This is a genomic window from Nocardiopsis sp. NPDC049922, from assembly GCF_040660275.1.
Classification (GTDB): Bacteria; Actinomycetota; Actinomycetes; order Streptosporangiales; family Streptosporangiaceae; genus Nocardiopsis.
Map to the genome: position 1 here is coordinate 1 of NZ_JBFAME010000004.1, position 23,161 is coordinate 23,161.

The following is a 23,161-nucleotide window of genomic DNA, read 5'->3' on the forward strand; positions in this document are numbered from 1 at the left end:
GTGGGGGTGGGGTTGTGCATGGTGCTCCTCGGTTGGGGGTACGTGAGAGTAGGCGATGGGTCCGACACGTTACAAACCCCTAGAGTCGCCAAGGCCGCCCTCAACATGCTCACCCGCACCAGCGCCCAGGAGCTGCTGGAGACCGACGGCATTCTCATGACCAGCGTGGACACGGGCTGGATCACCGACGAGCGGCCGTATCCGGACAAGGAGCGCATCGCCGCCGCCGGGTTCCACGCGCCGCTGGACCTGGAGGACGGGGCCGCCCGCGTGTACGACCCCATCGTCCGGGGCGAGCGCGGCGAGGACGTGTACGGCTGCTTCCTCAAGGACTACGCGCCCGCCGCCTGGTAGGCGCTCAGCTCACGTGGCCGCCCCGGTGGGCCCAGGCGGCGATCTCCACCCGGTTGCGCGCGCCCAGCTTGTTCTGGATGCTCGCCAGGTGGGTCTTGACGGTGCTCACGGTGACGTACAGCTCCGCCGCCACCTCCGTGTTGGTCAGGCCCCGCGCCACCGCCCGCGCGATCTCCAGCTCGCGCTCCGTCAGCCCCGCCGTGTCCGCCTTCGGGCGCGGCGCGGTCTCGGCGAAGTGCCTGAGCAGCCGGACGGTGATCCTCGGGGAGACCATCGCGTCGCCCCGCGCCGCCGCCCGGACCGCCTCGATCAACAGCGCCGGACCCGCGTCCTTGAGCAGGAAGCCGACCGCGCCGCCCGACAACGCGGCGTGCACGTACTCGTCCAGGTCGAACGTGGTCACCACGACCACCCTCAGCGGGTCGGCCACGCCCGGACCGGCCAGCCGCCGCGTCGCCTCCAGGCCGTCCACCCCGGGCATCCGGATGTCCATGAGCGTCACGTCGGGCCGCAGCTCACGGGCCAGCCGGACCGCCGTCACCCCGTCACCGGCCTCGCCCACGACCTCGATGTCGTCCTCGGCGTCCAGCATGTAGCGGAAGCCGGTCCGGACCATCTCCTGGTCGTCGGCGAGCAGTACCCGAATCGTCACGCGTCCTCGTCTCCGTTCCGGTCGAGCGGGAGCCAGGCCCGCACGACCCACCCCTGGGTCGCCCCCAGCGGACCGGCGGTCAGTTCACCGCCGACCAGCCTGGCCCGCTCGGCCATGCCGAGCAGCCCGTATCCGCCGCCGACCGGGACCGCGCCGCCGCGCCCGTCATCGTAGACGCGCAGACGCACGCCGTCGTCGAGGACCTCCACCACGACGCTCACCCGCTCCGCGCCGCGCGCGTACCGCAGGGCGTTCGTGACGGACTCCTGGGCGATCCGCAGCACCGCCGTGCCCACGTCCGTGGGGAGGTCGCCGACCGCCTGGCTCGCGTGCACGCAGACCTCCGGCCGACCGCCCCGCGCGGGCGCGGCCAACTGCTCCAGTCCCTGCGCGACGTTGGCCGCCAGCGGCGCGTCGTCCGGCTCCCTCAGCCGGGAGACCATGCCGCGCATCGACTCCAGGGCCCTGCCGCCCGCCGCCTCGATCCCGGGCAGGGCCGCGCGGACCGCCTCCGGATCCCTCTCCGCGATGTACCGCAGCGCCTGCACCTGCACCACGATCCCCGTGACCTCGTGCGCGACCACGTCGTGCAGGTCCCTGGCGAGCGACAGCCGCTCCTGCGCCCGCACGGTCGCCATGTGCTCGCGGTGCTGGGCGGCCCGCCAGCGCAGGAACAGGCCGGGCGCCAGCCCCACCCCGACGGCCACCAGGGTCCCCGAGAGCTGACCCGACCAGTACGGTTCGCGCAGGTAGTCCGTGAGGAACGCCCCGAAGGCCAGCGCCGACACCAGGCCGATCTGCCACACCCGGCACCGCAGCGCCACGAGCGTCAGCAGGAGCAGCAGCCCCAACGCCTCGGACGACGCGAGCGAGTAGCCGAACACCCCCTTGGGCGCGGGCCACAGCACCGCCGAGGCCGCCGCCGTCACGAGCGCGCCGCACACCCCGAGGACCGCGGTCGCCGCCGCCCGGGTCCTCGGCCAGAGCGCGATCCACCCCAGGACGACGAGCACGGCCCCGGAGACCAGGGGCAGGAAGTACAGGGACCGCTCCGGCGGCCCGGCCCAGTCCTCCTCGCCGAGGACGCGCACCGTGTTGCCCAGGTCGACGCACCAGAGGAGGGCGAGCAGCACACCCGCCGCCCACGCGACCAGCCTCGGCAGGCCCTCGTCCGTGGCCGTGAGGTGTCCGGAGACTCGGGCGAGAGCCCTGTTCAACGCCATGTCCTCAGGCTAGGAGGGGATCCCCACGGCGGCCTCGACCGAAAGGACGAGGCGCGGGGTCGGCGCTTCGGCCGATGTGCCGCCCGGGGGCCGCGAGGGACCGTGTACGGGTGCCAACGAAGGAGGAGGACCCCGTGACCGAAGCGGCCCGAGCGGCCCGAGCACCGTCCGAGCCCGCGCCCCGCGTGGCCTTCCTCGACGTCGCGCGGGCGCTCGCGATGATCGGCGTCGTCATGATGAACGTGACCGTCGTCGTGTTCGCCGCCGAACGCGCGGGGGAACTCGCCCCGAGCACGCTGACCTCCGTCGTCGACACCGGCGCCTCGCTGCTGATGTCCGGCAAGGCCCGGGCCATGCTCATGGTGCTGCTCGGCGTCGGCGCCGTCCTCGCCTGGCGGGGAGCGGTCGGGCGCGGCCAGCGCCCCATGGCGGTCATGGTCCGGCGCTACGTGGCGCTCGGCCTGCTGTTCGGCGTTCCGCACCTGCTGGTCTTCGACGGCGACATCCTCACCCACTACGCGATCACCGCGGTCGTCCTGGCACCGCTCATGCCGGTGCTGGTGTCCGGCTCCCGCCACCGCCCGGTCATCGCCGCCGCGGCCCTCTTCGCCCTCGCCCCGGGCTTCGAGCTCCTGATGCCGACGGGCGGTGCGTGGATCCTGGTGTCGCTCGTCCCGCAGACGCTCGCGTTCTTCTGCGTGGGCGTGTGGCTGGCGCGCACGCCCGCGTTCGGGGGAGCGCCCTCCCGTCTGCCCGTCCGCCTCGTCTGGACGGGTCTGGTCGGCCAGGCCGTCGGCATGGCCCTCATGTTCGCGTCCGACCTGCTCTTCCCGATCGAGCTGGACGCCGCCGGCGTGCCCGTCCACCTCGGCGCCGACGGCACGCCGGTGACCCACCCGGCCTCCGACGCGCTCGTCTCGCTCGGCGGTTCGCTCTCGGGGCTGGGCGGCGCCCTGTTCTACCTCGGCCTGGTCTGGTGGCTGGTCGGCCGCGGGCGTGCGGCCTCCCGCGTCCTGGGCGTGCTCGCCCCGCTCGGCCGCATGACCCTGACCGTCTACCTGGGCAGCACCGCCGTGTTCCTCCTGACCATGAGCCCCTTCCAGGGCGAGATCACCGTCCTCGCCCAGTACGGCGTCGCCACGGCGTACTTCGTGCTGATGGCGGTCGGCGCGCGCCTGTGGATGGGGCGGTTCCGCCTCGGCCCGCTGGAGTGGGTGTGGCGGAGCCTCACCTACCTGCGGCCGATGCCGATGCGCCGCTGAGGGGCTCAGCCCCCGGCCACCGAGGGCAGCAGCCGCACGTCCGCGCCGTCCTGGACCGGGGCGTCGAGTCCACCGATGCCCCGGCACTCGTCCTCGCCGACGAACACGTTCACGTAGCGGCGCAGGGAGCCCTGGTCGTCGCGGATCCGGCGGTCCAGGCCCGGGTACCGCCGCGTCAGGGCGTCGAGGACACCCCTCAGCCTGGCGCCGTCGTCGACCTCGACCGGGACGTGGGCGGCGCCGTCGGCGTCCGCCCGCAGCAACCCGGGCAGGTGGACGGTCACCCGCATCTCAGACCTCCACCGCGCGCACGCACAGGACGTCGGGAAGGTGCGCGGCCACCTGGTGCCAGCGCTCCCCGTCGTCCGTGGCGGCGTAGACGTCGCCCGTGCGCGTCCCGAAGTAGAACCCGGGGACGTCCGCCCCGTCCGTGCACGCCCCGTCGCGCAGCACGATGCCGAAGTAGGGTCCCTGGGGCAGCCCCTCCGTCATCGCCCGCCAGCTGTCCCCGCCGTCGTCCGTCCGGTACACGCCCAGCCTGTTCCCGGGCGGCAGGTGCACCTCCTGGCTGAGCACGGGGAAGTTCAGCGCGGTCTCCGGCCGCCGCGGATGGGCGACCACCGCGAACCCGAAGTTGGAGGGCAGCCCCTTCTCGATCGCGGTCCAGCCCTCGCCCGCCGGATCGCCGCTGCGGTAGACCCCGTGGTGGTTCTGGAGGTACATGACGCCGTCCGGGGCCGCCGCGACCTTGTGGACGCACTGCCCGAACTCGGGTTCCTCGTCGGGCAGGAAGACGGCCGAGACGCCCCGGTTGGCGGGCGCCCAGCTGGCTCCGGCGTCCCGCGTCTGGTACACGCCGCCCGTGGACATGGCCACGGTCATGCCGTCCGGTGACCGGTCGCCCGAGGCCAACAGGCCGGGGAGGACCGTGTGGATCGCGCCGCCGCCCGCGCCGGGGAACCACTCCGCGCGGTGCGGGTGGTCCCACAGGGCGCGCACCAGCCGGAAGCTCAGCCCGCCGTCCGTCGATCGGAACAGCGCGTGCGGTTCGACGCCCGCGTACACCACCCCCGGCTCCTCACCGAAGGCGATCTGCCAGACGCGGGTCAACGAGCCGTCGGTGTCCTCCGGGAAGACGATCGGCGCCGCGTCGGGCTCACGCCAGGTCGAGCCGTCGTCGCTGTACCAGACGCTGGGGCCGTAGTGCGAGCTCTCGGCTCCCGCCAGGATCCGACCGGTGTGCGGGTCGATCCCCACCGCGTACACCGAGTCCATGCTCGCGTAGTCCGCCGCGTCCAGCCGGTGCGGACCGGCCACCTCCCACGCGCGCCGATCCTCGCTTCGCGCCGTGAAGAGCCCCTTGCGCGTGCCGATGACCAGGAGATACGTCATAACCAACTCCAGGGGTGTGATTCAGGTCTCCTACTGTGTCACACGGGTCCGACATTGGGCGGCGGGCAACACGCGGCACTACAGTTAAGAAGCCTGACTATTCACTTGCGGCAGAATTCTGGTCCCGCCGGAAAAGTCGGCGGCATAACCTCCGTGAGAGGGGAACCACATTCCATGCCGGTCAGCTTCGTCCGCACCAAGAGGTTGTCGATCGGCACCGGTTCTGCCATAAAATTCCAGGCCAACCGGAACATGTGCGTAGGGCTCCTGGCCGTGCCCGACGTCCGTGTCCACAACCGCTTCGGCCAGACGACTTCCCGCTACCCGCGTGCTCACTGAGCGTTTCGGGACCACAGTCCTAATGGTCCCGCGTCTCACGGAGAACCGGCTTTCCACTCGATAGGGTCGACTCATGCACCACCCCCCGGACACGCTCCACGCTCGTAAACGGCGTAAGGCCCGTGCGTTGATCGTGTCGGCCGCCTTCCAGCTCTTCGCCGAGCACGGATTCGACAACGTCACGGTCGCGGCGATCGCCGAACATGCTGAAGTGGGACGAACCACCTTCTTTCGGTACTTCGGTGACAAACAACAGGTGCTGTTCGCCGATGACGCGGCCGAGGCCGACCGCATGTGCGCCTACGTCCGCGAGAAGGCGCCCGTGGGGGACGACCTGCGCGCCGCCGTCCAGCTCCTCCGCGAGGCGGGCCCGCACACCACCCAGCCCCCCGAACGCGCGCGCGTGCTGTCCCGCCTCCTGCGCGAGAGCGACGACCTCCGGTCGCGCCACCTCCTGATGCAGCAGTGTCGGGCCGACAAACTGGCCAACGCCCTGGTGGAGACCGGCACCTCGGAGACCGTGGCGGTCCTCGCCGCCCAGCTCGCGATGGCCTGCGAGCTCACCGCGGCGCGGCTGTCGGGCGCCCCCGAGGGACTGCCCGCCCACCTGGACGAGGCCCACAAACTCCTCGCCGACCGCTAGCGCTCGGAGCGGCCGACGCAGGGAGGTTCGTGTCCCCGGCCTCCCTGGCCGCCGCCCCAGTCGCCGCCGGGGTGGCCCCCGTCTCACTTTTCGTGTGATTCAGCTCACGCTCACCCGGTTCTGGATTTACTTGGACGTCCAACTATATGGTGGGCGTCACAGAGCCGCGGCGCGGGCAAGCCGGTGCGGATCCAGCGCGGTCCCGCCACGGTGACCGGGGAGCGCCCCGGAAGCCAGGACGCCGGCCGCGGTTCGATGTCCGTGTGATCCACGAGGATGGAGCGAGCACGCATGGCACCGGCACGCGCGGTCCGCCCCAGGCACGCGCCGCCGTCTGGGTGAGCCGTCTGGGACCGCGCACCGTGAACCCGGCCTCCCGACACCCCGGGACACCGGCCGGCCGCACACCACCGCGGCCCTGTTCCCCCATGCTCCGCGCATCGCTCCGCCTCCAGACGAGAGCTGGTTTGCCATGGTGACCGACCACAGCGCGCCCCGCGACCCCGACCCGGCCGACGAGCCCCGCGAGTTGACGCACTTCATCCACGGAAAGCACGTTCCCGGCCGATCCGACTCCTTCGGCGACGTCTACGACCCCAGCACCGGCGCCGTCCAGGCCCGCGTGCCGCTCGCGGGCCGCGCGGAGACCGAGGCCGCCATCGCCGACGCCGAGCGCGCCCAGCCCGAGTGGGCCGCCTGGAACCCGCAGCGCCGGGCCCGCGTCCTCCTCCGCTTCCTCCAACTCGTCGACGACGAGCGCGAGAGCCTCGCCCGCCTGCTCTCCTCCGAGCACGGCAAGACCGTTCCCGACGCCCACGGCGACATCCAGCGCGGCCTGGAGGTGGTCGAGTTCGCCGCCGGGATCCCGCACCTGCTCAAGGGCGAGTTCACCGACAACGCCGGCACCGGCATCGACGTCCACTCCCTCCGCCAGCCCCTGGGCGTCGTCGCGGGCATCACGCCCTTCAACTTCCCGGCGATGATCCCGCTCTGGAAGGCCGCGCCCTCCCTCGCCTGTGGAAACGCCTTCATCCTCAAGCCGTCCGAGCGCGACCCCTCCGTCCCCCTGCGCCTGGCCGAACTCTTCCTGGAGGCGGGGCTGCCCCCGGGCGTGCTCAACGTCGTCAACGGCGGCAAGGAGAGCGTCGACACGCTCCTCACCGACCCCCGCGTGGCAGCCGTCGGGTTCGTCGGCTCCACGCCCATCGCCGAGTACGTCTACACGACCGCCACCGCGCACGGTAAGCGCGCCCAGTGCTTCGGCGGGGCGAAGAACCACATGATCGTCATGCCGGACGCCGACCTCGACCAGGTCGTCGACGCCCTGATCGGCGCGGGCTACGGCTCCGCGGGCGAGCGCTGCATGGCCGTCTCCGTCGCGGTCCCGGTCGGTGAGGAGACCGCCGACGCCCTGGTCGCCCGCCTGAAGGAGCGCATCACCGGCCTCCGCGTCGGCGCGTCCCACGACCCCGACGCCGACTTCGGGCCGCTCGTCACCCGCGAGGCCCTGGAGCGCGTGGAGGGCTACGTCGACCTCGGCGTCACCGAGGGCGCCGACCTGGTCGTCGACGGCCGCGGCCACACCGTCCCGGGCCACGAGAACGGGTTCTTCACCGGCCCCAGCCTCTTCGACCGCGTCACGCCCGACATGCGGATCTACCGCGAGGAGATCTTCGGCCCGGTGCTCTCCGTCGTGCGCGCGGACACCTACGAGGACGCCCTCCGCCTGCCCAGCGAGCACGAGTACGGCAACGGCGTCGCGATCTTCACCCGTGACGGCGACACCGCCCGCGACTTCTCCCAGCGCGTGAACACCGGCATGGTCGGCGTCAACGTGCCCATCCCGGTGCCCGTCGCCTACCACACCTTCGGCGGCTGGAAGCGGTCGGGCTTCGGCGACCTCAACCAGCACGGGCCCGACTCGATCCGCTTCCACACCCGCACCAAGACCGTCACCTCCCGCTGGCCGTCCGGGGCCAAGGAGGGCGCGAGCTTCACGATCCCGGTCATGAAGTGAGCGGAGCCGCCACCATGACAGCACTCACCTCCGACCAGCTCATCCTGGCCGAGACCGCCCGCGACTTCGCCCGCGAACACCTCGCGCCGCACGCCGTAGAGTGGGACCAGACCAAGCACTTCCCGGTCGACGTCCTGCGCAAGGCGGCCGACCTCGGCCTGGGCGGCGTCTACGTCGCCGAGGACTCCGGCGGCTCCGGGCTGACCCGTCTGGACGGCGTCGTCGTCTTCGAGGCGCTCGCCACCGGCTGCCCGTCCATCGCCGGGTACCTGTCCATCCACAACATGGTCGCGTGGATGATCGACCGCTACGGCGACGACGACCAGCGCGCCCGCTGGCTGCCCGACCTCTGCTCCGCCGAGACCCTCGGCAGCTACTGCCTCACCGAACCCGGTGCGGGCTCCGACGCCGCCGCGCTCGGCACGCGCGCCGTCCGCGACGGCGACCACTACGTCCTCACCGGCACCAAACAGTTCATCTCCGGTGCGGGCACCTCGTCGGTCTACCTCGTCATGGCCCGGACCGCGGACGACGGGGCCTCCGGCGTCTCCGCGTTCATCGTCCACCGCGACGACCCCGGCCTCTCCTTCGGGGCCAACGAGACCAAGATGGGCTGGAACGCCCAGCCCACCCGCCAGGTCCTCCTCGACGGGGTCCGCGTCCCCGCCGACCGCCTCCTCGGCGACGAGGGGGACGGCTTCCGCATCGCGATGAACGGGCTCAACGGCGGGCGCCTCGGGATCGCCGCGTGCTCGCTCGGCGGCGCCCAGGCCGCCCTGGAGGCCAGCACCGCCTACCTCACCGACCGCGAGGCGTTCGGCGGCCCGCTGATCAACGCCCAGGCGCTCCGCTTCCGCCTCGCCGAGATGGCCACCGCACTGGAGGCCGCCCGGTCCCTGCTCTGGCGGGCGGCCGCGGCGCTCGACGCCGGGTCCCCCGAGGCCCAGCACCTGTGCGCCATGGCCAAGCGGTACGCCACCGACGCCGGGTACGACGTCGCCGACAGCGCCCTCCAGCTGCACGGGGGGTACGGGTACCTCACCGAGTACGGCATTGAGAAGATCGTCCGCGACCTGCGGGTGCATCGAATCCTGGAAGGGACCAACGAGATCATGAGCCTGATCATCGCTCGCGGACTCACCGGGGCCGCCTGATGTCCGAGACACCGGCGACGCCGTCGACGAACGGGCCCGTGACCGCCTCCGCCGAGCCCGACGCTGAGGTCCTGCTCCGCGTCGAGGGGACCCTCGGCCGCGTCACGCTCAACCGACCACGCGCGATCAACGCCCTCAACCACGCCATGGTGCGGGAGATGGACGCCGCCCTCACCGCGTGGGAGAAGGACGACGCCGTCCGCGCCGTGCTCATCGACGGCGCCGGCGAGCGCGGCCTGTGCGCGGGCGGCGACATCCGCTCCATCCACGCCAGCGCCAGGGAGGCCGGGCGCGAGGCCGCCGCCTTCTGGCGCGACGAGTACCTCCTCAACGCCCGCATCGCCCGCTTCGCCAAGCCCTACGTCGCCCTGATGGACGGCGTGGTCATGGGCGGGGGCGTGGGCGTCTCCGCGCACGGGGACGTCCGCGTCGTCACCGAACGCTCGACCGTCGGCATGCCGGAGGCCACGATCGGCTTCGTCCCGGACGTGGGCGGCACCTATCTCCTCTCCCGGGCCCCGGGCGAGACGGGGACGCACCTGGCCCTGACCGCCGCACCCGTCGGCCCCGGGGACGCGGTGTACACCGGCCTCGCCGACCACTACGTCCCGTCCGAACGGCTCCCGGACCTGACCGACGCGCTCACGAAGGCCGCCTCCGCCGCCGACGTCTCCGACGCGGTCGGCCGGTTCGCCGAGACCGCCCCGGCCGGCGACCTCGCGGGCGCCCGCCACTGGATCGACGCGTGCTACTCGGCCGACACCGCCGAGGAGATCGTCGACCGGCTGCGCTCCCACGGCGACCAGGACGCCGCGCGCGCCGCCGACGTCATCGAGGGCAAGTCGCCCACCTCGGTCAAGGTCATCCTGGCCGCCCTCCGCCGTGCCCGGGAGCTGCCCACCCTGGAGGCGGTCCTGGAGCAGGAGTACCGCGTGTCCTGCGCCACGCTGTCCTCGCCCGACCTGGTCGAGGGCATCCGGGCCCAGGTCATCGACAAGGACCGGAACCCGAAGTGGACGCCGGACCGCCTGTCCGCCGTGTCGGACACGCACGTCGCACGCTTCTTCCAACCCGCACCGGACGGGCCGCTGGGGCTCGTCGACGAGGGGAGCCGCGCATGACCGCCGTCGCGTTCGTCGGACTGGGCAACATGGGCGCGCCCATGGCCGCCAACCTCGTGACCGCCGGGCACGAGGTCACCGGTTTCGACCTCGTCCCCGAGGCCCTCGCCACGGCCGCCGAGGCCGGTGTGCGCACGGCCGGGAGCGCGGCCGAGGCCGTCGCCTGCGCCGAGGTCGTCATCACCATGCTGCCGAGCGGGCGGCACCTGCTCACCGCGTACAACGGCGTCGACGCCGAGGGGAACGGGCGCAAGGGCACCGGCCTCCTGGCCGCGGCCCGCCCGGGGACGCTCTTCATCGACTGCTCCACGGTGGACGTGGCCGACGCCCGCACCGCCAACGCGGCGGCCGTCGCCGCCGGTCACCGCGCCGTGGACGCCCCGGTCTCGGGCGGCGTCATGGGCGCGACCGCCGCGACGCTCACCTTCATGGTGGGCGCCGAGGCCGCCGACTTCACCGACGTGGAGCCGCTGCTGTCGTCGATGGGGCGCAAGGTGGTGCACTGCGGCGGGCCCGGCGGCGGTCAGGCCGCGAAGATCTGCAACAACATGGTGCTCGGGGCGTCGATGATCGCGGTCAGCGAGGCGTTCGTGCTCGGCGAGCGGCTCGGCCTGACCCACCAGGCGCTGTACGACGTCGTGTCGACCGCGTCGGGGCAGTGCTGGTCGCTCACCACCAACTGCCCGGTTCCGGGACCGGTGCCGACCAGCCCGGCCAACCGGGAGTACAAGCCGGGGTTCGCCGCGTCGCTCATGGCCAAGGACCTGGGCCTGGCGGCCAACGCGCTGCGCGACACGGGGGTGGAGGCCGAGATCGGGCTGCACGCGGCCCGGATCTACACGGCCTTCGCCGAGGAGCTCGACACCGAGCGCGACTTCTCCGCGATCGTCAACGCCATCCGCGAGCGCTCCGGGAATCCGGACGGCGAGGGATCGGACGGGTCACCGGACGACCACTCCTGACCGGCCGAGCCGTACCGACCGACCGCCTCCGCGCCCGCCGGGCGCGGAGGCGGTCCGTGCTCTCAGGTGCGGTGGTACGCGGCGACGAAGTCGTCCACCGGGTAGCGCGCCACCCAGTCGCCCACCACGTCCACGGGGACGTCGTCCAGCTTCCTGAACCGGACGCACGACTTGCCCATGTCCAGCTTCCTGCCGGTCGCCCGCCACTGCTCGGCGAACTCGTCCTGGCGCTCCTCGCAGTACACGCTCATCAGGTACAGGGAGTAGTGCCGCTTCTGCGCCGCGAGGCCCACGTAGGACAGCGGCTGGCCGTTGTAGGTGTCGGGGAAGCGCTCCAACGGGACGTAGTAGCCGATCATCCCGTACAGCATGCCCTCCTCGTAGCCGGGCGGGAGCCGGTCGAGGATGACCCGGCGGATCGCGCGCACGACCTCGGCCCGGTCCTCGGGGAGTTCGGACAGGTACTCGTCGACCGTCGTCGCCTGACTGGACACCATGCCCCCAGCCTAGCCACGGGCCCCGACACCGACGGCGTGGCGCGCCCGCCCCGGGACTCCGGGGGCGGGCGCGCCACGCGCCGAGGGCCGAGCGTCGGCGGTCAGCCCGCCAGCCGCTGCGCCGGGAGCGGGACCGGACGGCGGCCGGGACCGGTGTAGTCGCTCAGCGGGCGGATCAGCGCGTTCGCCTGGCGCTGCTCCAGGATGTGCGCCGTCCACCCGGTGACCCGGGCCATGACGAACAGCGGCGTGAAGGTCGGGATGTCGAAGCCCATCAGGTGGTAGGCGGGCCCGGCCGGGTAGTCGAGGTTCGGGTGGATGCCCGTGCGCTCGAACATCGCCCGCTCCAGCGTCCGGTACAGCTCCATGAGGTCGTCGGCGCCCTTGAGCGCGGCCATCTCCTCCAGCGCGGCGCGCATCGTCGGCACCCGGGAGTCCCCGTGCTTGTACACGCGGTGCCCGAAGCCCATGATCTTGCGCTTGTCCGCCAGCGCCCGGTCCAACCACGCCTCGACCCGCGCCGCGCTGCCGATCTCCTCGAACGTGTGCATCACGGCCTCGTTGGCGCCCCCGTGCAGGGGGCCCTTGAGCGCGCCGATCGCGGCCGTCACCGAGCTGTAGATGTCGGACAACGTGGACGTCACCACGCGCGCGGTGAACGTCGACGCGTTGAAGCTGTGCTCCGCGTACAGGATCATCGACGTCTCGAAGCAGCGGACCACCTCGGTGGCGGGCACCTCGCCGAAGCACATGTGGAAGAAGTTCTCGGCCAGGTCCAGCCCGGGGTCCGGCGGGATCGGGTCCAGGCCCCGGCGCCGCCGGTGGTCGGCGGCCACCACGGCGGGCAGCTTCGCCATCATGGTCTCGGCCTTGATCCGGTCGGCCTCCGGCGAGCCGTCGTCCTCCGTGGGGTCGTCCGCGCCCAGGTAGCTGATGGCGGTGCGCAGCACGTCCATGGGGTGCGCGGTCTCGGGGAGGTACCGCAGCAGGTCGAGGGTGTGCCGGTCCAGCGACCGGCGGGCGCTCTCCCTGGCCCGGAACGCGCGCAGCTCCGCGGCGTCGGGCAGTTCGCCGTTCCACAGCAGGTAGGCGACCTCCTCGAAGGTGCACGAGGCGGCCAGGTCCTGCACCGGGTAACCGCGGTAGGTCAGCGAGTTGGAGGCCTCGTCGACCATGGAGATCTCGGTGGTGTCGACCACCACCCCGGCCAGGCCCTTGTGGATCGCCGTGTCGGTCATGCTCACCACATCCGTTCAGATCGTGAAGTTGTAGACATCGCCGTCGAAGGCGTTGTAGGCGGGGTAGTCGAGCAGTTCGTACAGGCGGGCGCGGGTCTGCATCCGGTCGACGATCCCCGCCTGGGTGCCCTCGTCGCGCAGGGTGCGCAGGCCCTCCTCCACGGCGCCCATGGCCAGCCGCAGGGTGGTGACGGGGTAGATGACCATGTTCATGCCGAGCGACTCCAGCTGTCCGGCGCCGAGCAGCTCGCTCTTGCCGAACTCGGTCATGTTGGCCAGCAGGGGCACGTCCACGGCCTCGCGGAACGCCTCGAAGTCGGCGGGGCCGCGCATCGCCTCGGGGAAGACCATGTCGGCGCCCGCGTCCACGTACGCCTTCGCCCGCTCGATCGCCGCGTCCAGTCCCTCGACGGCCGCCGCGTCCGTGCGCGCGCAGACGACGAAGCCGTCGTCGCGCCGCGCGGAGACGGCCGCGCGAATCCGGCGGACCATCTCCTCGGTCTCCACCACGGCCTTGCCGTCGAGGTGGCCGCAGCGCTTCGGGTTGACCTGGTCCTCCAGGTGGCACCCGGCCAGCCCCGCGTCCTCCAGGGCCTGCACGGTGCGGGCGGCGTTCATCGGCTCGCCGAAACCGGTGTCGGCGTCGATGATCGTCGGCAGATCCGTCACCCGGGCGATCTGGCCGCCGCGCGTGGCCACCTCCGGCAGTGTCGTCAGGCCGATGTCGGGCAGGGCCAGATCCGCCGCGATGACCGCGCCGGACACGTACGCCCCGTCGAAGCCGAGCTCCTGGATGAGGACCGCCGTCAGCGGGTTGACCGCCCCGGGGACGCGCAGCAGGCGGCCGGAGGCGAGGTCGTCGCGCAGGCGGCGGCGCTTGTCCTGGGCGAGCGTCCTGGAGTGCAGCATCAGAAGATCCCCTTCGACACGGTCAGGTCCCGCGGCGCGGTCGCCTGGTCCTCGGTGAACGTCAGTCGACCGACCTCCTCGGCGGTCAGCGTCGGCAGGCGGTCGACCAGCTCCAGGAAGCGGTCCTGCTCCTCGGGCGCGACGACGCCCTCGGCCAGCGTGCGGAACTTGGCGACGTAGTCCGGACGCGTGAACGGGCGGGCGCCGAGCGGGTGGGCGTCGGCCATGGCGATCTCGTCCTCGATCACCGTGCCGTCGTCCAGCTCGACCACCACGCGGCCGCCGAACGCCTTCTCCGCCGGGTCCGTCGCGTGGTAGCGCTTGGTCCAGGCGGGGTCCTCGACCGTGCTGATCCGGTGCCACAGCTCGACGGTGTCCGGGCGTTGGGCGCGCTCGGGGGCGTAGGAGCGCTCGTGGTGCCACTCGCCGTCCTGGAGGGCCACGGCGAAGATGTACGGAATGCTGTGGTCCAGGGTCTCCCGGCTGGCGTTCGGGTCCATCTTCTGCGGGTCGCCCGATCCGGTGCCGATCACGTAGTGCGTGTGGTGGCTGGTGTGGATGGTGATCGCGCGGACCCGTGAGGTGCCGCCGATCCGCGGGCCCAAGCGCCGCGCGAGGTCGATGAGGGCCTGGCTCTGGTACTCGGCCGAGTGCTCCTTCGTGTAGGTGTCGAGGATGCCGCGCTTGGCCTCGCCCGCGCCCGGCAGGGAGACGGTGTAGTCGGCCCCAGGCCCGCTGAGCAGGTAGGCGATGAAGCCGTCCTCGCCCTCGTACGCGGGGGACGGCGCGCCCTCGCCGCGCATCGCCCGGTCCACCGACTCCACGGCCATCTTCCCGGCGAAGGCCGGGGCGTAGGCCTTCCAGCTGGAGATCTCGCCCTTGCGTGACTGGCGTGTCGTGGTGGTGACGTGCAGTGCCTGCTGCACCGCCTGGTAGATGACCTCGACCGGGAGGTCCAGCAGGGTGCCGATGCCCGCCGCCGCCGACGGGCCCAGGTGGGCGATGTGGTCGATCTTGTGCTCGTGCAGGCAGATGCCCCGGACCAGGGCGACCTGGATCTCGTACCCGGTGGCGATGCCCCGGACCAGGTCGCGGCCGTCGCGCCCGGTGTGCTGGGCGACGGCGAGGATCGGGGGGATGTTGTCGCCGGGGTGGGAGTAGTCGGCGGCCAGATAGGTGTCGTGGAAGTCCAGTTCGCGCACGGCCACGCCGTTGGCCCAGGCGGCCCACTCGGGGGAGACGCGGGTCGACGACGGGGTGCCCATGATGGTCGCGCCGGGGGCCAACGGGTGGCGGGTGGCCTGGGCGCGGGCGCTGCGGACGGGGCGGCGGCGCAGGGCCGCGGCGGCGACGGCGGCGTTGTCGATGACGCGGTTGCCGATCATCTCGACGACGTCGGCCTCCACCGCCACCGGGTCGGCCGCGACGGTCGCGATCCGGTGTGCGAGCTGCTGCTCCTTGGGCGGGCCCTCGGAACTGCGGTGGACCCGGACACGGTGCTGCTGCATGTTCGTCCCCTCGGCGTCGTGCACGTAGTGCGAACGAGCCTGCCAAAGGGATTCCCCAGGTGGAAGGGGCTAAATCAGCTGGGTTCAGCTAAGGACAGGGTGTGTTTTTGCTAAGTCTGCTAAGGCTGCGGGTCACAAGCGTTGTGGGTCAGCCCGGTCCGTCGAGGTAGCGGCGGACGAGCCCGGCGAGTTCGTCGAACTCACCCGGGGTCGGTTCCGCCAGGAGGACGTAGGGGCGGACGAGGGCGCCGCCGACCTCGTCGGGGTCCGGTTCCTCTCCGATCGGAGGAACCGGGGACAGCACGGGGCGTTCGGGGGCCGGGGCGATCGCGGCGTGCGTCCGCCCGGGCGGTTCGGGAAGGAGCACGTACGCCAGCGCTCCCGCCAGGATCGTGGTCGCGAGCTGCCAGAGGCGTGCGGTCAGGGAGGCGGCGGGCCTGCGGTGTCGCCCGTGAGGGTGGTGCATGGTCGTCCTCCTGCTGGGTTCAGGTGGTTGATCGCGCCCCGGTCCTGGGGCACCGGCTGGGGCCTTCCGGCGGGTGTCCATGGCCCGAGGGCTGCGCTTCCCGCCGGGGGTTCAGAGGTCGAGGTAGCGGTGGGGGTCGATGAGCGCCCACACGGTGAGGGAGTCGCCGGGGCGGCCGGTCCACCACCACTTCTCCGCCAGGTCGGCGACCAGTCGGAGGCCGCGACCGCCCGTGCTGAGCGGGTCGTCCCGCTCGGCCAGCCGGGGCAGGGAGATCGGGCGGCACGCGCGGGGGCCGTCGTCGGTGACCGAGACGAGGACGATCTCGCCGGGAAGCGCCTCGACCGAGACCTTCACCCGCCCGCACCGGCCGCCCGAAGCGGTGTGGGTCATGGCGTTGACCACCAGTTCGTTCATGGCGAGGATGATCGGCGCGGCGAGGTCGTCGTCCAGTCGTGACGCCTGACAGCACCACGTTCGGATACGCCCGAGCTGATCGGGCGTCCCGTCGAAGTACGCCGTACTGACCCCGCACCGCTCGCCGCGCGCGCGGACCGGCAACCCACCCGCCACCCGCCGGTCGTCGTACTGGCCCCGCCTCGGTCGCGGGATGTCGTAGTCCCTCATTCGAGCCTCCATGAGACACAGATGACCTCATTCGAGCGCTGGTCTCCTGCCCCGGCGCTCGCCTTGCGCACAAGCATGAAGGGCGAAATCTGAAACTGCAATAGTGCAGAAAGAACTGGTGCAATATGAGTGACTAAGAGATGGAATCATGCATTGTGTTACGGTTCACGTGGAACCAGGAGGTGCAGCATGGCCACACGGCCGAGCCCGACCGCCCGTCAGCGCCGACTCATGGCGGAGCTGACGCGTCTCCGTGACAACGCGGGGCTTTCTCGCGCGCAGGTCGCCGAGCGCGTCGGTATCACCGACAGCACCTTGTGGAGATACGAGACCGGCATGACGCGGCCGAAGCCCGGTGACGTGGCCATTCTGCTGGATGTGTATCGCGTTCATGGGGCGGAACGCGAAGAACTGATCGAGATGGCCAAGCACGCGCGCAAACGCGGCTGGTGGCACCGGTATCGGCAGACCCTGAAACCGGGTTTTGACAGCTACATCGGCCTCGAAGCCGCCGCGTCCGTCGTGCGGACCTTTCAGACCATCGTCGTTCCCGGCATCCTCCAGACGGAGGACTACGCCCGCGCGGTGACGGAGCAGACCGCCATCACGTCAGCCCCTGACCTGGTGGACGAGAAGGTGCACGTCCGGATGTCGCGCCAGGAGTTGATCACGCGGGCCGCCGATCCCCTGCACGTGGTCGCCGTCCTCGACGAAGCGGTCCTCCGCCGCCAGGTCGGTGGCCCCGACACCATGAGGCGTCAACTCCAGCACCTCGTGGAACTCGCGGCACTCCCCAACGTCACGATTCGGGTGGTGCCGTTCTCGCACGGCGCGCACGCGGGCATGGACGGTCAGTTCAACATCCTGGAGTTCCCCGAGCAGGCCGATCCCGATGTCGTGTACCTGGAGCAGGCGGGCAGCGGTCTCGTTCCGGAAGATCCGGAGGAGGTGCGCCGGTATACGCTGATGTTCGGGAGCCTGCTGGCCAGAGCGCTCGAACCCGATGAGTCGATCCTTCTCATCCGCGGGCTCCTGAGCAACGATCGTTAGGCCCCTCGGAGAAGCGGAGGCTCGGAGATGACCGCGCCGCACAACCCCACCTGGCACAAGAGCACCTACAGCACCAACGGTGGCGACTGCGTGGAGGTGGCCGAGGGCCGGAGTGTGCTGGTCCGTGACACGCAGAACCGGGACCTCGGGCACCTGGCGTACCCGAGCGCGGAGTGGGCTGGTCTGCTTGCTGTTGTGAAGCCGTAGGCGTCCCAGCTGGTGCCTGTGTGCCCATCTGGGATGGATGGTGTGGATGTCTGTTTCTTGGGAACTTGCAGATTTGGTGGTGATGGTGGGCTAGATGCCCAGGTCAGGAAGACTGCTCCCCGCGCACGCGGGGATGGTCCCGGCATCCCCGCCCGCGGTCCCGGGTTGGTCATCTGCTCCCCGCGCACGCGGGGATGGTCCCGCCGCCATGGCCGCCAACCCCGTCGGCATCATCTGCTCCCCGCGCACGCGGGGATGGTCCCGGCCACGGCGGCCGCATGCTCGACCTCATGGGCTGCTCCCCGCGCACGCGGGGATGGTCCCGGATGGTTGCGAGCAACCAAGGGTTGCTCTTCCTGCTCCCCGCGCACGCGGGGATGGTCCCAGGGTCTGGGCGGCGCACTCGGTCGTGGACAGCTGCTCCCCGCGCACGCGGGGATGGTCCCATCACCGGCACCACGCAGGATGCCGAACTCCACTGCTCCCCGCGCACGCGGGGATGGTCCCGGCATGCCATCACCTCGTTGATATCGTCTCACCTGCTCCCCGCGCACGCGGGGATGGTCCCGATCTGCGGATGTCCCAGGTCGGGTAGGCCGCCTGCTCCCCGCGCACGCGGGGATGGTCCCAACGTCGACATCTGGAGCGGTGCGGACGTCTTCTGCTCCCCGCACGCGCATACCGGCAACCCACCCACCACCCACCACCCGCCGGTCGTCGTACTGGCCCCGCCTACGTCGCGGGATGTCGTAGTCCCTCATTCGAGCCTTCTCAGGCACTCATCCATGACGCGATGAGCGGCACGAAAGGTCCGCGGACCCCGACAGCCAAACGATTGGTCTCGTTACGATTCAAGTCTGATAGCTAACTACCAGCAGGGAAAGTAATTATGAAGAAACTTTCGTCAGGCAGTCTTTCGTGAATTGGTTGTCTGATCGCGCATGGGTCAAACTGGGGCGTGCGCCGAACCGTCCACCCCGGGAGCACGCCAGTGGCACAGACCGTAGGGATAGCTCGTAGGACCCTGTCTCGGGTCATGCGCGAGGCGCGCCGAGCGGCGGGCGTCCGAGCAGGTGACGCGGCGGTGCAGGTGGGTGTGACCCCGGGAACGCTCAGCAAGTACGAGAAGTCGGAACATCCGTGGCCGCCCGCCGTGGTGTACGCACTCGGCGACATGTACGAGCTGAACACCGACGACCGGGACAAGCTGGTGGATCTGGCCCGGCAGCGGGAGCCGGGATGGTGGCAGACCAGCGCGGTGCCGGAGTGGTTCGCGCCCTATATCGGCGTCGAGTCCGAAGCCGCCGAGGTGGACCACTACCACGACGGACTGGTTCCGGGCCTGTGCCAGACGGTGGACTACGCGCGTGCGCTCATGACCGCTGTCGTCGGGGACGGTGACCCGGACAAGATCGACAGCCATGCCGCCGTTCGGGTCCGGCGTCAGCAGCGACTCACGGGCGACGCGCCGCTCCGCTTCTCAGCCGTCTTCAACGAGTCCGCGCTCCATCGCGTCGTCGGCGGAGTCGACGTGATGCGCGACCAGCTCGCTCACCTCTTGGAGGTGTCCGAGCTGCCCAACGTCGACCTTCGGTGCCTGCCCTTCTCCTCCGGGGCGCACGCGGGCACGGAGGGAAGCTTCGTCGTGCTGCGCTTCCCCGACCTGATCGAGGGAGTGAACTCGGGCGACGCCGTCTACATCGAGTACGCCATCGGTGGCCTGTTCCTGGAGAAGGAGCCCGAGACCGCCTACTACCAGGGTCTTTATCGCAAGGCGCAAGAGGCCGCACTGGATCAGCAGGAGACTCGGGAACGCATCCAGCAGTGTCTGGACGACCAGTACAAGTAGGAAGAGATGACAGTGGCGAACGGCTGGCAGAACTGGCGGAAATCCAGTTACAGCGGTGGGCACGGTGGCGAGTGCGTCGAGGTCGCGGACAGGCCAGGTGCGGCAGCCGTGCGCGATACTCGGAACCGGGAGCTGGGGCACCTGGCGTACCCGAGTGCGGAGTGGGCCGGTCTGCTCGCCGTGCTGAAGTTGTGAGAGTGCCCCCCTGGGGTCCACATGTAGGGTTGAGAAGTATGGGTCGGATGTCTGTTTCTCGGGAACTTGCGGATTTGGTGGTGCTGGCCGGATAGAAGCGCAGGTCAGGAAGTCTGCTCCCCGCACGCGCGGGGATGGTCCTTGCCTGGCGGGATGTCCGTGGCCACTGCCACCCTGCTCCCCGCACGCGCGGGGATGGTCCACACACACACACTGCTCCCCGCACGCGCGGGGATGGTCCCGCGGCGTCCTGGCCGCACTCCTCACGTAGCCGCTGCTCCCCGCACGCGCGGGGATGGTCCCGCGGGTTGGAAACGGTCGGGGATGACGCCGGTCTGCTCCCCGCACGCGCGGGGATGGTCCCCCGAGCGCCTCGGGAGAATCCGCATCCGAGGTCTGCTCCCCGCACGCGCGGGGATGGTCCCTTGCCGGGGGTGTAGCGGAGGTAACCGCGGTCCTGCTCCCCGCACGCGCGGGGATGGTCCCGTCGGTGGAGCCGGAGCCTGAGGTGGCGGAGGCTGCTCCCCGCACGCGCGGGGATGGTCCCGCCCGTTGTGGGACACCATCGTGTCTCCCCCTCTGCTCCCCGCACGCGCGGGGATGGTCCCCAGAGAAGGCCCGCACCATGGGGGTTGGTGCGCTGCTCCCCGCGCACGCGGGGATTGGTGAGTCTTTTAGGTGCGGGTCTCAGCCTGCCGAGACTGGAGCACCAGGTCGCGGTAGGGCAGCGACACGACTGGGCACGATGTCACGCCGAGCAGGTCCTCGACCTCGCCCAGTCGTATGACTGCTCCCTCTCGGTCCTCGGAGACGATCTCCGTCTCCAGGAACACGCCCACGCCCGTCACGGCGTCCAGCGCGACGGTCAGGTCTGGGTGCGCGGGGTTCCGGAACAGCGTCCTGAACTTCTCCATTCGCACCAGGAACACCATTCCCACGGCCTCCAGGAGCTGTTCCGCCTGATGGGCCTGGCCGGGATCGCTGAGCACGACGTCGGTCTCCGGCTTCGCGACCACACCGTCAGGACCGTGCGTACTGGCGGAGGAGGCAGGTTTGTACGTGATCTCGGCGAAGCCGTCCCTCCGTCGTACGCGCAGACACTCCACGGTCGCGAGGAAGTCGACGTCGGGCCTGCTGTAGTACGTGTCCACCTCGGTCACCGAGGAGCATTCCCGATAGTCGAGCTCGACCAGGCGTCGCCTCACTTCTTCGCCAGAACCGGTCAGTACGCGCTTGCGTTCGACTTCGACGAGACCCATGGGGCGCTCACTTTCCACAATTGACGGCCGAGTCCACGCGGGCGAGGCCCCGCTTCCCACACGAGCCTCGTACGGCGTGCATGGCCTCGCCCAGGGATTCCGCATCCGATAGCGGTATGTTGCGGAACAGGACCAACTGCTTCGCGTCCTCCAGGGGGTTGGCGAGCCTGGAGGCCAGATATCGGTCGTAGTAGTTCCTCCGGCGGACGAGGATGTCGCCCGACTCAGCGGACAGAAGCACGGCCAGGGTCTCGCGTGACGGATATTGTGCCTGCTCCCCGCGCACGCGGGGATCCCCTTCAAGCCACCGTCAGCACAGCTCCATGTCCTTCTCGGCGAGCGTGCCCAGCCCCGCGCCGAGCAGTCCGCGGGTGCCGTCCCGGCCTCGGCCGCCTCGATCTCCGGCGGTGCGAGGCGGAGCTCCGCCCGGCTGTCCTTCGTCACCGCCGACGACACCGCACCCACGACACCGTGATGCCCACGGCGACGGCCAGCGGTCCCAGCAGGAGGAGAACGGACAGGATCCACTCCCGGGAGCCGTCGGGCCCGTACACCCGATGGTCCGCGCCCACGTCCACGGCCGCGATCGGCTCCCCCTCGACGCACGTCTCCCGTCCGGCGGCGTGCAGGTACACCCCGCGCGGCTCGCGACTGTCATCAGGTGTGAAGTGGCCGTTGCAGGTGCACGACTCGTGTCCCGGGTGCTGAATGCAGGAGAGGCTGACGGCGGTGAACGTCCCGGGGGCTCCCTCGCCGCGCGCCGCCCGCAGGTGCTGGTCGAGCCCGGCGAAGCCGACGTAGGCCACGGCCGTCGCCAGAAGCAACAGGACGAGGGAGAACGGGAGCGACGGTGCCGTGCGGGGTTCGTTGTCACTCATGGCGCTCACGCCTTCGCGGGGTCGCCGGTGCGCGCGGCGGTCGGCGTGAGGCCGTACACCGCCACCGCCGCCACGGCGCACAGGGCGGCGGCCAGCAGCCACACCGGCCCGTAGCCACCGGTCATGTCGCGGGTGAAGCCGCCGAACACCGCCATCGCCCCGGCCCCGACCTGGTGCACGGCGTTGACCCACCCGAAGACGATCGCGCCGTCCGCGCCGAACACCCGGCGGCACAGCAGGATGGTCGGGGGCACGGTCGCGACGTCGAGCAGGCCGAACAGCACCACCCAGGACACGATCACCGCTCCGGAGTCCGGTCCGAGCAACGCGGGCAGCGCGGCCAGCAGCAGCGCCCGGCCCGCGTAGTAGCCGACCAGGAGCGGGCGCGGGTCGAACCGGTCGGTGAGCCACCCGGACAGCACCGTCCCCACCAGGGCGAACACACCGATCATCGACACCAGGGAGGCGGCGGCCGTCATGGCCATCCCCGCGTCCTGCGCGGCGGGCACGAAGTGCGTCCACATGATGCCGTTGGTGGTCGCGCCGCACACCGCGAACGTCCCGGCCAGGAGCCAGAACCGGCGATCGCGCACGGACCCGTACAGCACCCGGAGGGTTCGGCGCGCCGCGCCCTGGTCCGCCTTCGGCCTCTCCACGAACGCCGTCGCGCCGTAGGGCCGCTGCCCCAGGTCGGCCGGGTGGTCGCGCAGAAGCAGGGCGATGAGGACGATCATCGTGCCCGCCGTCAGGGCCAGCGTCACGAGCGCGGGACGCCACCCCTGGTGGTCGACGATCCACGCCAGCGCGGGCAGGAAGACCAGCTGGCCGAAGGCGCTGGACCCGGTCAGCGCACCGATGACCAGTCCGCGGCGTCGCACGAACCAGCGGTTGGCGACGGTCGCGGCGAAGGTCATCGACAGCGAACCGGTGCCCGCGCCGATGAGCAGCCCCCAGTAGAGGGTCAGCTGCCACACGTCGGTCATCACCGTGGTCAGCCCGGCGCCGACGACGATGGTCACCAGGGCGGTCATGGCAATACGGCGGAGGCCGAACCGGTCCATCAGCGCCGCCGCGAACGGGGCGATGAGCCCGTAGACGGTCATGTTCACCGAGGCGGCGGCGCCGATCGAGGCACGCGACCACCCGTACTCGGTGTGCAGGGGGTCGACGAGGACGCCGGGCATCGCGGCGAACGCCGCCGCGGCCACGATGGTCAGGCAGGCGATGACGGCGACCGTCCACGCGCGGTGGAACAGGGCGGGTCTGTGCTGGGCGGCGAGGTCGTTCGACATGCCCCCAGCGTCCTTCGGGACCCACCAACGCTGACAGTGTCCCGAAAGCCAACATGTGAAAGAATCA

Annotated in this window: 24 protein-coding genes, 1 pseudogene, 2 CRISPR repeat arrays and 1 riboswitch; of the genes and pseudogenes, 11 read left to right on the top strand and 14 right to left on the bottom strand. The window is 71.2% G+C overall.

Going from position 1 to position 23,161, the window contains the following annotated elements; genetic code table 11:
* A pseudogene (locus AB0I72_RS08885) lies at positions 1 to 354 on the top strand (hypothetical protein); the annotation flags it as partial.
* Positions 355 to 358: 4 nt separating this feature from the next.
* Here the strand turns inward: AB0I72_RS08885 and AB0I72_RS08890 are convergent.
* Together AB0I72_RS08890 and AB0I72_RS08895 are read right to left on the bottom strand one after the other, a co-directional pair.
* Positions 359 to 1,006, bottom strand: a complete 648-nt coding sequence (locus AB0I72_RS08890) for a response regulator transcription factor (protein WP_358564626.1) — start codon at positions 1,004 to 1,006, stop codon at positions 359 to 361.
* Entirely contained in the window at positions 1,003 to 2,229 is a 1,227-nt protein-coding gene (locus AB0I72_RS08895) for a histidine kinase (RefSeq protein WP_358564628.1), read from the bottom strand. The genes AB0I72_RS08890 and AB0I72_RS08895 overlap by 4 nt, the downstream gene beginning before the upstream one ends.
* Before the next feature lie 134 nt (positions 2,230 to 2,363).
* Here AB0I72_RS08895 and AB0I72_RS08900 point away from each other — a divergent pair, with 134 nt between their 5' ends.
* Positions 2,364 to 3,491, top strand: coding sequence for a DUF418 domain-containing protein (locus tag AB0I72_RS08900; RefSeq protein ID WP_358564630.1), 1,128 nt, complete (start codon positions 2,364 to 2,366; stop codon positions 3,489 to 3,491).
* A gap of 5 nt (positions 3,492 to 3,496) precedes the next feature.
* Here the strand turns inward: AB0I72_RS08900 and AB0I72_RS08905 are convergent, their stop codons facing one another.
* Positions 3,497 to 3,781 carry a MoaD/ThiS family protein gene (locus AB0I72_RS08905; protein ID WP_358564631.1) on the bottom strand — a complete coding sequence of 95 codons (285 nt, stop codon included), beginning with the start codon at positions 3,779 to 3,781 and terminating at the stop codon, positions 3,497 to 3,499.
* 1 nt (position 3,782) lies between these two features.
* Entirely contained in the window at positions 3,783 to 4,883 is a 1,101-nt protein-coding gene (locus tag AB0I72_RS08910) for a sialidase family protein (RefSeq protein WP_358564633.1), read from the bottom strand.
* Positions 4,884 to 5,295: 412 nt separating this feature from the next.
* Here AB0I72_RS08910 and AB0I72_RS08915 point away from each other — a divergent pair, with 412 nt between their 5' ends.
* From AB0I72_RS08915 to mmsB, 5 genes are all read left to right on the top strand, one after another.
* Positions 5,296 to 5,865, top strand: a complete 570-nt coding sequence (locus tag AB0I72_RS08915) for a TetR family transcriptional regulator (RefSeq protein WP_358564635.1) — start codon at positions 5,296 to 5,298, stop codon at positions 5,863 to 5,865.
* A 130-nt stretch (positions 5,866 to 5,995) separates the two neighbouring features.
* Positions 5,996 to 6,130, top strand: a riboswitch (cobalamin riboswitch).
* A 207-nt stretch (positions 6,131 to 6,337) separates the two neighbouring features.
* A complete protein-coding gene (locus AB0I72_RS08920; protein WP_358564637.1) occupies positions 6,338 to 7,882 on the top strand; it encodes a CoA-acylating methylmalonate-semialdehyde dehydrogenase in 1,545 nt (514 codons plus the stop codon).
* 14 nt (positions 7,883 to 7,896) lie between these two features.
* A complete protein-coding gene (locus AB0I72_RS08925; protein ID WP_358564638.1) occupies positions 7,897 to 9,036 on the top strand; it encodes an acyl-CoA dehydrogenase family protein in 1,140 nt (379 codons plus the stop codon).
* 38 nt (positions 9,037 to 9,074) lie between these two features.
* Positions 9,075 to 10,157 carry an enoyl-CoA hydratase/isomerase family protein gene (locus AB0I72_RS08930; protein WP_358564640.1) on the top strand — a complete coding sequence of 361 codons (1,083 nt, stop codon included), beginning with the start codon at positions 9,075 to 9,077 and terminating at the stop codon, positions 10,155 to 10,157.
* Positions 10,154 to 11,119, top strand: coding sequence for a 3-hydroxyisobutyrate dehydrogenase (mmsB, locus tag AB0I72_RS08935; protein WP_358564642.1), 966 nt, complete (start codon positions 10,154 to 10,156; stop codon positions 11,117 to 11,119). The genes AB0I72_RS08930 and mmsB overlap by 4 nt, the downstream gene beginning before the upstream one ends.
* Before the next feature lie 62 nt (positions 11,120 to 11,181).
* Here mmsB and AB0I72_RS08940 read toward each other — a convergent pair whose 3' ends face one another.
* From AB0I72_RS08940 to AB0I72_RS08965, 6 genes are all read right to left on the bottom strand, one after another.
* The gene (locus tag AB0I72_RS08940; RefSeq protein WP_358564644.1) at positions 11,182 to 11,616 is read right to left on the bottom strand and encodes a DUF1801 domain-containing protein; all 435 of its coding nucleotides are present in this window, start codon (positions 11,614 to 11,616) and stop codon (positions 11,182 to 11,184) included.
* Between the two features lie 101 nt (positions 11,617 to 11,717).
* A complete protein-coding gene (locus AB0I72_RS08945) occupies positions 11,718 to 12,854 on the bottom strand; it encodes a bifunctional 2-methylcitrate synthase/citrate synthase (protein WP_358564646.1) in 1,137 nt (378 codons plus the stop codon).
* Positions 12,855 to 12,869: 15 nt separating this feature from the next.
* A complete protein-coding gene (gene prpB, locus AB0I72_RS08950) occupies positions 12,870 to 13,763 on the bottom strand; it encodes a methylisocitrate lyase (protein ID WP_358564648.1) in 894 nt (297 codons plus the stop codon).
* Entirely contained in the window at positions 13,763 to 15,271 is a 1,509-nt protein-coding gene (locus AB0I72_RS08955; RefSeq protein ID WP_358564650.1) for an MmgE/PrpD family protein, read from the bottom strand. Before AB0I72_RS08955 ends, prpB begins: the two co-directional genes overlap by 1 nt.
* Positions 15,272 to 15,419: 148 nt before the next feature.
* Positions 15,420 to 15,737 (bottom strand): hypothetical protein, encoded by a 318-nt coding sequence (locus AB0I72_RS08960; RefSeq protein ID WP_358564652.1) that lies wholly within the window; start codon positions 15,735 to 15,737, stop codon positions 15,420 to 15,422.
* Between the two features lie 111 nt (positions 15,738 to 15,848).
* Positions 15,849 to 16,364 carry an ATP-binding protein gene (locus AB0I72_RS08965; protein WP_358564654.1) on the bottom strand — a complete coding sequence of 172 codons (516 nt, stop codon included), beginning with the start codon at positions 16,362 to 16,364 and terminating at the stop codon, positions 15,849 to 15,851.
* A gap of 231 nt (positions 16,365 to 16,595) precedes the next feature.
* Here AB0I72_RS08965 and AB0I72_RS08970 point away from each other — a divergent pair, with 231 nt between their 5' ends.
* The 4 genes from AB0I72_RS08970 to AB0I72_RS08985 all read left to right on the top strand — a co-directional run bounded on the left by AB0I72_RS08970 (position 16,596) and on the right by AB0I72_RS08985 (position 19,665).
* Entirely contained in the window at positions 16,596 to 17,414 is an 819-nt protein-coding gene (locus tag AB0I72_RS08970) for a helix-turn-helix transcriptional regulator (RefSeq protein ID WP_358564656.1), read from the top strand.
* Positions 17,415 to 17,441: 27 nt separating this feature from the next.
* On the top strand, positions 17,442 to 17,621 hold the full coding sequence (locus AB0I72_RS08975) for a DUF397 domain-containing protein (RefSeq protein ID WP_358564658.1): 180 nt from the start codon (positions 17,442 to 17,444) through the stop codon (positions 17,619 to 17,621).
* Positions 17,622 to 17,733: 112 nt separating this feature from the next.
* Positions 17,734 to 18,311: a CRISPR direct-repeat array (repeat unit 29 nt; unit sequence CTGCTCCCCGCGCACGCGGGGATGGTCCC).
* Positions 18,312 to 18,657: 346 nt separating this feature from the next.
* Positions 18,658 to 19,470 carry a helix-turn-helix transcriptional regulator gene (locus AB0I72_RS08980; RefSeq protein WP_358564660.1) on the top strand — a complete coding sequence of 271 codons (813 nt, stop codon included), beginning with the start codon at positions 18,658 to 18,660 and terminating at the stop codon, positions 19,468 to 19,470.
* Positions 19,471 to 19,476: 6 nt separating this feature from the next.
* Positions 19,477 to 19,665 carry a DUF397 domain-containing protein gene (locus AB0I72_RS08985; protein ID WP_358564662.1) on the top strand — a complete coding sequence of 63 codons (189 nt, stop codon included), beginning with the start codon at positions 19,477 to 19,479 and terminating at the stop codon, positions 19,663 to 19,665.
* Between the two features lie 213 nt (positions 19,666 to 19,878).
* Positions 19,879 to 20,334: direct repeats of the CRISPR family, unit length 29 nt; unit sequence CTGCTCCCCGCACGCGCGGGGATGGTCCC.
* A 5-nt stretch (positions 20,335 to 20,339) separates the two neighbouring features.
* Here AB0I72_RS08985 and AB0I72_RS08990 read toward each other — a convergent pair.
* The 4 genes from AB0I72_RS08990 to AB0I72_RS09005 form a co-directional block, all read right to left on the bottom strand.
* The gene (locus tag AB0I72_RS08990; RefSeq protein ID WP_358564664.1) at positions 20,340 to 20,924 is read right to left on the bottom strand and encodes a class IV adenylate cyclase; all 585 of its coding nucleotides are present in this window, start codon (positions 20,922 to 20,924) and stop codon (positions 20,340 to 20,342) included.
* A gap of 7 nt (positions 20,925 to 20,931) precedes the next feature.
* A complete protein-coding gene (locus tag AB0I72_RS08995; RefSeq protein ID WP_358564666.1) occupies positions 20,932 to 21,165 on the bottom strand; it encodes a hypothetical protein in 234 nt (77 codons plus the stop codon).
* Between the two features lie 199 nt (positions 21,166 to 21,364).
* Positions 21,365 to 21,802 carry a hypothetical protein gene (locus tag AB0I72_RS09000; RefSeq protein ID WP_358564668.1) on the bottom strand — a complete coding sequence of 146 codons (438 nt, stop codon included), beginning with the start codon at positions 21,800 to 21,802 and terminating at the stop codon, positions 21,365 to 21,367.
* 5 nt (positions 21,803 to 21,807) lie between these two features.
* Positions 21,808 to 23,094 carry an MFS transporter gene (locus tag AB0I72_RS09005; RefSeq protein WP_358564670.1) on the bottom strand — a complete coding sequence of 429 codons (1,287 nt, stop codon included), beginning with the start codon at positions 23,092 to 23,094 and terminating at the stop codon, positions 21,808 to 21,810.
* Between the last annotated feature and the right edge of the window lie 67 nt (positions 23,095 to 23,161).